Origin of the sequence: Streptomyces sp. UNOB3_S3 (assembly GCF_020740895.1) — a bacterium.
GTDB lineage: Bacteria > Actinomycetota > Actinomycetes > Streptomycetales > Streptomycetaceae > Streptomyces.
This window is the reverse complement of sequence record NZ_JAILXP010000596.1, coordinates 1-2,734: the sequence shown is the minus strand read 5'-3', so window position 1 is coordinate 2,734 and position 2,734 is coordinate 1. Positions and strand designations below refer to the sequence as shown.

2 protein-coding genes and 1 pseudogene are annotated in these 2,734 nt (G+C 73.4%); all 3 read left to right on the top strand.

Annotation, left to right across the window (positions count from 1 at the left end; translation table 11 throughout):
• Positions 1-158, top strand: a pseudogene (locus tag K6I33_RS34095) (cysteine--tRNA ligase); the annotation flags it as partial.
• Positions 159-232: 74 nt separating this feature from the next.
• Entirely contained in the window at positions 233-1,186 is a 954-nt protein-coding gene (rlmB, locus tag K6I33_RS34090; RefSeq protein ID WP_229358677.1) for a 23S rRNA (guanosine(2251)-2'-O)-methyltransferase RlmB, read from the top strand.
• A gap of 179 nt (positions 1,187-1,365) precedes the next feature.
• Positions 1,366-2,734: DoxX family protein (locus tag K6I33_RS34085; RefSeq protein WP_229358676.1), on the top strand; the 1,369-nt coding region annotated here is incomplete at its 3' end.

Here is a 2,734-nt window from a genome sequence, read left to right as displayed (position 1 = left end):
GGGTGGTGGACTCGCTGGTCAGGATGGTCCTGGAACAGCGTGAGAACGCCCGGGCCCGCAAGGACTACGCCACCGCCGACACCATCCGCGACCAGCTCCAGCAGTCCGGCCTCGCCATCGAGGACACCCCGTCGGGTCCCCGCTGGTCCCTGTCCTGAGGGACACTTTTCGTACGCACGTCTACTGAGCCGCGTCCCATGCGGTTCTGAGCAGTAAAGAGATAGGTGACCCCATGGCCGGCAACAGCCAGCGCAGGAACCGTCGCACGTCCAACAAGAAGGGCGCGACGGTCGGCAGCGGCGGCCAGCGGCGCCGGGGCCTGGAGGGCAAGGGCCCGACCCCGCCCGCGTCCATGCGCAAGGGACACAAGAAGAACCGTGTCGCCAACGCCCAGGCCAAGCAGGCGGCGGCCCGCCGCCCGGCCCCGCGCCGCGGCGGCCCCAAGGGCACCAACGAGCTCGTCGTCGGCCGTAACTCGGTCGTCGAGGCGCTGCGCGAGGGCGTGCCCGCGAAGACGCTCTACGTCCAGCAGTTCGTCGACAGCGACGAGCGCGTGCGCGAGGCCATCCAGCTCGCCACGGAGAAGGGCCTCAACCTCATGGAGGCCCCGCGTCCGGAGCTGGACCGCATGACGAACGGCCTGAACCACCAGGGCCTGGTCCTGTCGGTGCCCCCGTACGACTACGCCCACCCCGAGGACCTGACGGCGTACGCCGCCGACAACGGCGAGGACCCGCTGATCGTCGCCCTCGACGGCATCACCGACCCGCGCAACCTCGGCGCCGTCGTCCGCTCCGTGTCCGCCTTCGGCGGCCACGGCGTGGTCGTCCCCGAGCGCCGCGCGGCCGGCATGACCGCCAGCGCCTGGAAGACCTCCGCCGGCACCGCCGCCCGGACGCCCGTCGCCCGCGCCACCAACATGACGCGGATGCTCGAGGCGTACCAGAAGGAGGGCCTGATGGTCGTCGGCCTCGCGGCGGACGGCGACACCGAGCTCCACGAGCTGGACGCCCTGGAGGGCCCGGTCGTCATCGTCGTCGGCAGCGAGGGCAAGGGCCTCTCCCGCCTCGTCGGCGAGACCTGCGACTTCCGCGTGCGCATCCCCATGCCGGGCGGCGCCGAGTCGCTGAACGCCGGTGTCGCGGCGGGCGTCGTGCTCTACGAGGCGTCGCGCCGCCGCGCCTGACGCGCCGGACCGATCGGAACGCGCGGGCGGCCGGGGAGGTGCTTCCTCCCCGGCCGCCCGCGCGTTCTGTCATAGACGTGCCATGGACGTGCCGTAGACGTTCTGGCTGAAGATATTGACGGGTCCTGGACACATCCAACCGGTCAAGGCAGTGTCCTAACCTCCGGTCACTCGGTTAGATGAGTGTGGACACCAGAACACCCCGCACACCTACGGGGGGAAGCTCTTCCGGGTACGACGACCAGCCCGCGCTGAGTACGGTGAAGGTCCCGTCCGACCCCGCGCAGGTCATCGTCAACCATCTGAGCTTCCGGGTGCAGCTCGCCCGGCCCCCACGCGCAGCCCGGCAGTTCGCCGGGGGAGTGGACACGGCGCGGATCCCCGCCGCCAAGAGCGCCGGGGCCAAGCGGCGCGCCCCCGTGGTGTGGAGCGGGCGGACCGGGCCGGGAGACTCCGCCTCCACCCAGCTCCTCCAGGCCGTCCGCGACTCCGGCGGCCTCACCGGCCCGCTGCCCACGGCCGGCGGCGGGGACGCGGGCGTCACCCAGGTGCTGCCGCGCGTCAGCGTCGACGACGCCCCGGCCACCGTGATCGCCCCGCGCGTGCCCGCCGAGGAGCACGGCGGACCGCCGACCCAGCTCCTGCGCGGTATGCGCCCCACCCACAGCGCCTACGACGAGGACGCCGCCCACTACGGCGATCCCGACGACTTCGCCGACGAGCAGGACGCCGACGAGGACGAGTTCCGGCGCGGCCGCCAGGGCGACTCCGTCCGGCACGCCTACTACCCCGGGCGCCGGATGAACCTCGGCGTCGTCCTCCTGCCCCTCCGGGTCTTCCTCGGCCTCATCTCCGTCTACGGCGGGATGAACAAGCTCTGCGACCCCGTCTACTTCGACGGCGGCAAGCGCGGCTCCCTGGTCGAATGGCTCCACCAGCTCCACCCCTGGGCCGTCGCCGAGCCCCTGCGCGCCCTGGCCCTCGCCCACCCCGTCGGCGCCGGCCTGAGCGTCGCCTTCGCGCAGGTCGTCATCGGCGTCCTCACCATCTTCGGCCTCTGGCAGCGGGTCGCCGCCGCCGTCGGCGTGCTGCTCTCCGTGATCCTTCTGGTCACGGTCAGCTGGCGGTCCACCCCGGTCTACGGCGCGCCCGACATCATCTACCTGGCCGCCTGGAGCCCCCTGGTGATCGCCGGGGCGCCCTTCTACTCCGTCGACGGCCGGCTCGCCGGGGAGGCCTGGCGGCGGCTCGGGCCGCGCGCCGAGCTCTGGGCGCTGCGGCGGCGCGTGCTGCGCCGGGGCATGGTCATGGCCACGGTGCTCATCGGGATCTCCCTGCTCACCGGGTCGATGCTGGGCGGGGCCGTCCGCTCCTCCCGGGTCGCCGAGGCGCCCGGCACCCCGCCCCCGCCGTCCAACAGCCTCCAGGGTTCGCCGCTGCCGCAGCGGCCCTCGTCGTCCTCGCCGCGCGGCTCCCACGGCCCGGCGACCTCGGGCACCCCGAAGCCCAGCGCCTCCAACCGGAAGACGCCCACCCCCGGGGCCACCC